Source organism: Streptococcus danieliae, from assembly GCF_013415245.1.
Taxonomy (GTDB): domain Bacteria; phylum Bacillota; class Bacilli; order Lactobacillales; family Streptococcaceae; genus Streptococcus; species Streptococcus danieliae_A.
The window spans coordinates 1-4,161 of the sequence record NZ_JACBXX010000167.1 but is presented as its reverse complement, the minus strand read 5'-3'; the positions used below and the strand labels follow the sequence as shown (position 1 = coordinate 4,161).

The following is a 4,161-nucleotide window of genomic DNA, read 5'->3' as shown; positions in this document are numbered from 1 at the left end:
TAAAATACGTTGCTTTACTTTACCGTCCTTACGATATCCTTCTACAAGATAAACGTGAGTACGGCCTTCTTTATTGGTAGTTGTTTTGATAAATGCCATACTCTATTATACCATACACAACCATATATAACAAGAAAAATAGTTGGATTTTACAAAAAAACTCAGCTCTATCAAGGGTTTGAGCTAAGTTTTCATAAATCTAGGTGATAAAGTCGGGATTTTAACACAGAGCCCGAAGGAGGACAAAAAAGACCCCGTGAAAAACAAAAATAGCCTCACTTAGAGATACTCCAAGTAAGGCTATGGATTCAATCCTGTCTAAGAAGTGAAACTAACAATTCCCCAATCCCAAACTAGGCTTTTTTACGTTTGCTTTTCACAGTTGAAAGGGTTGCTAACAAGCCTACAACTGTACCTGCCACGACCATCGAAGAAGCATCTTCGGTTCCAGTCTTAGGCAAGGCTTTTTCAGTTTTGACCACTGTTGGAACAACTTCAGCCGGTTTCTCAGGAGTTGATGTTTTTACAACCACTGGCATTTCTGGTTGATAGATCCGTTTTAGTTGACCATTGCGTCCATAAGAATAGTAGCCAATACGAGACCAATCAACGATGAAGTCTTCACCTGGAAGGCGAGAAGTTTCTTCGTCTCCCATCATACGATCAGACTGACTAGTTTCATCCCAAATCCAGTCCCCTTGTTCAGTCATATGAGCGAGAACCCGGGTTTGCCCATCTGGCAAGACTTGGATGAGGAAGCTTGGAGACATGGTTGAGTTATTTCCCACTCCGGCAACCTCACTACGGTTACTCATATAAGAAGTCACCAACAAGAGGTCCTCATGTCCCTCAACTGGAACAGCATAGTAGGAGTAGGTCGCAGTCCGCCAGTCTGCTGGCACAGTCGCTGTTAGAACAACACCGGAACCATTCAGCGGTTTGTAACCACCCAACAAGCTATCAGACACATAACCCAACATCAAAACGTTGTCTCCAACGGCCTGGTTGGCTGCATGAAGAATATTGTGGTTAGCCGCATGAGTCAAGCGTGTGGTTGTAAAGAGGTAGTACTGGTTACCAAGTTTGACAACATTTGGGCGTTCCAACTCATCACTAACCATTGGGGAACTTACAAGTGGTGTGTAGTATTGAGCCACATAAGGACGTTTCTCACTACCACCTAAGCGGACAATTCCGATTGCAGCATTGGAATGAGCCGCTTTTTTGTACATTCCTTCATTTTCCAACAAGTTGAAGAGACTCTTAACCATGTAAGACGCATCGCCACCATAGTTGTTCCAGTTGTAGATTTGGTCTTCCCCTTGGTAATTTTGTTGACCAGTGCTAGCCTCAAAGACCAAGTAACGTGTCCCATCTGCTTCCTCTACAATATGCGGATCACGCATGGCAATATTATCAAAACCACGATCCCCTTGAGTCCACTGGGCATAGCTTTGGTAGAAGTAACCATCTCCACCTTGAGGAGTCAAGACTTGGTTGTTGGTCACTGAACGAATACGGACATCTTGATCATCAAACAACAAGTTCAAAGTAGCCGTTGCTAATTTTTGATTGTTAGACTGGTCACTTGTGTCCACATGGGTGTAATAAAGCTGGATAGAACCATCCTTATTAACAGTTGCAGAACCAGACCATTGTTGCACAAGCGGTGACAAACCATAGCCAAAGATTGAACCAGCGTTCTTCCAGTTGGCAAAGTTGTTGTCTCCATACTTGTTATAAAGAAGGTAGATATGTTGGTCATTTTCATGTGGCAAGCCCATCATGGCAATAACCAATTGGTAACCATTCCAGTTCACAATATGCCCAGTCTGAGCATCTTGAACAGGCCATGAATCCCATACATCTAGATCAGCCACTTCTCCGGTTTGGGCATTACGAGTTCGTGCCGCCGGCATATTTTCAATTTGCGAAGCATTGAAATATGGAATCGCGTAACGGGAATCACGATTTACTAATGATGTTGCAATATCTTCAAAATTTTTGTAGGTGATTAAGGTTCCAGAATTTGATGGAAGGTCTTTACGAACACGGTTCAGAGCAACCTTTTGCGCCTCTGTTAGGTTGGCTAGAGCGAGACCTGCCTCCTTAGCAACCTCATAAGCCTGCTTGCTAAGACCAAGTGTCGCTGGCTCTACTTGAGCTGGGGCTGGAGCTGCTGATTGACTTGTAACAACAGCCTCAGCTGGTTTCACAGCAGCCTTCTCTACTGGAGCAGCTTCCTTCACTTCATCAGCAGCCGATGCAACTGGCGCTGAAGCATGAGCTGGTGTAGGCTCAGCTGGGCTAGCAGGAGTTTCCACTGGAGCTGCTGAACTTGGAGCACTATTCTCAGCTGTAGTTGCAACAGGTTCTGCTCCCTCAGCAGCGATCAGAACCGCTTCCTGAGCATTCGCGCCAACACTATCAGCTGCAACAACAGATGATGTTCCAACTGCCATCATACCGGCCGTGGCTGCGCTGACTACAATCCATTTTTTCTTAGATTTACGCATTTTCTTTTGCATCTTACTCTCCTAAAAATTTTTAATCTCAATATTTTAAAGTGATTTCACGAAATCACTACCAAGGAATCCAGAAATTTTACAGATTTCTTTCAAGGATTTTCCCAATCCTAGTAACATTATTGTAACATAAACACAGGAAAATACATCAATAAAAATGAAATCAGTAGTTGACAAAAGTCTACTATTTTAACCAAGTGCCCCTCACACCTCCCGCCAAAAGAAAAGCCCCTCATTTGTTAGAATCCAAACTCCAACAAATAAGGGGACTAAGCCTTTTCCAATAGGTGATGATAATCGTTTCCTTAGCTCATCTTGCTACGAAACTAAGAGGTTCTATTGCTTAATCACGCGTTGATTTATAAGCCAACTTCTCACCATGCTCTTTCACAAATTTGTCCATCTCGTCATCTGGAATCTGACGAAGGTAGAGATTGGCACGAATTGTTTCGTCTTCTTCACGGCAAGTTGAAAGTACAAGGTAACGGTCTTCTGCCTTAATCTCGACATCTTTTTTCTTAACCTGAGCATCCTTGTAAACTTGGTTCAACTGCTCGACAAAGTCTTGGTCAGAATCAAATTCGGTACGGTAAAAAGCTGTGGTTTCCGGAACAATAATCATGGCTACAGCCTCATAGTAATATTTCCGTTCTGGTGTTTCAACCACGACATAGGGATGTTGGCTAAAATAGTCGCTATTGCTGTAGAAGTTTACATCATTAAACATCCGGCTATCTGGAACCTTACTGCCTCGAGCATGCCCAAAGAGCCAAGTTAAGCGATCACTAAAATCCTTGCTGTTGTCCATATCCATAAAGACTGTCCCCATGTAAGGCTCATAACCACCATCAAAGGTTTTGTCTAAATAAGTCGCATTGTCTGTCGTCTGCACAACAGGCTCATCCAAGTTGGTCCCTGGTGCATAGACATAAGCCACTGTATCCTTGTTCGTTGCTAGTAACGGCTCAAATCGTTTCTTGAGATAAGCTTTTTCCTCAGCAGAAGGCTTGTAGGTCGCTACCTGCTGCTTCTGGCTTGAAGAAGTGCTTTGATTAGCTTCGCTAGCAGAACTGCAAGCTACCAAGGTCAGAAGCAATCCCGTCACTAATAGGAAGCCTGTAAGCAGCGCTTTAAGCGAATTTTTTACGAATTTCATCTATCTACCCTCACATTTTTGAAAATGAAAAGCGAGAGGGGGAATAGGATAATCCTAAGACCCGACTCTCGCCTCCTTCACATGTAATCTAGTCGATTCCCTGTGCCTTATTTAACTGCAGAAGTGTTAGGAAGAACTTTTTGTCCTGCTTTTGCTGCAGGTTTTGCAGCTGCTTGTGCAGGTTTTGCAGCAGGCTTAGCAGCTGCTTTTGCATCTTTAACAGCTTCTTCTGTTGATTTTGCTTCTTCTACTGAGTGGTTTGCACGAACTGGATCAAGTGTGAAGTCAGTAGTTCCTTCTTCTGGAAGAACTCCACCTTCAGCTTCGATAGCATCTACCATATCTTGGTAGTAGAATCATTCCCGTTGTTTCGAACCTCAGTTCTGACGGGGGATTACTGAACTGCAAAAAGAAAAATCGCCACGGTAAAGTAGCGATTTTTCCCTTTTGTGAGCCTCAATACAACGTCAAAGCGCTATA

Annotated in this window: 3 protein-coding genes; all 3 read right to left on the bottom strand. The window is 43.5% G+C overall.

What is annotated here, in order from left to right:
- Positions 1–353: 353 nt before the first annotated feature.
- Positions 354–2,528 (bottom strand): glycoside hydrolase family 68 protein, encoded by a 2,175-nt coding sequence (locus HZY94_RS08230; protein WP_179925759.1) that lies wholly within the window; start codon positions 2,526–2,528, stop codon positions 354–356.
- A gap of 340 nt (positions 2,529–2,868) precedes the next feature.
- Complete coding sequence (srtB, locus tag HZY94_RS08225; protein ID WP_179925758.1) at positions 2,869–3,681, bottom strand: class B sortase, LPKTxAVK-specific; 813 nt, start codon at positions 3,679–3,681, stop codon at positions 2,869–2,871.
- Positions 3,682–3,788: 107 nt separating this feature from the next.
- The gene (locus tag HZY94_RS08220) at positions 3,789–4,022 is read right to left on the bottom strand and encodes an LPKTxAVK-anchored surface protein (RefSeq protein WP_179925757.1); all 234 of its coding nucleotides are present in this window, start codon (positions 4,020–4,022) and stop codon (positions 3,789–3,791) included.
- Positions 4,023–4,161 lie beyond the last annotated feature (139 nt).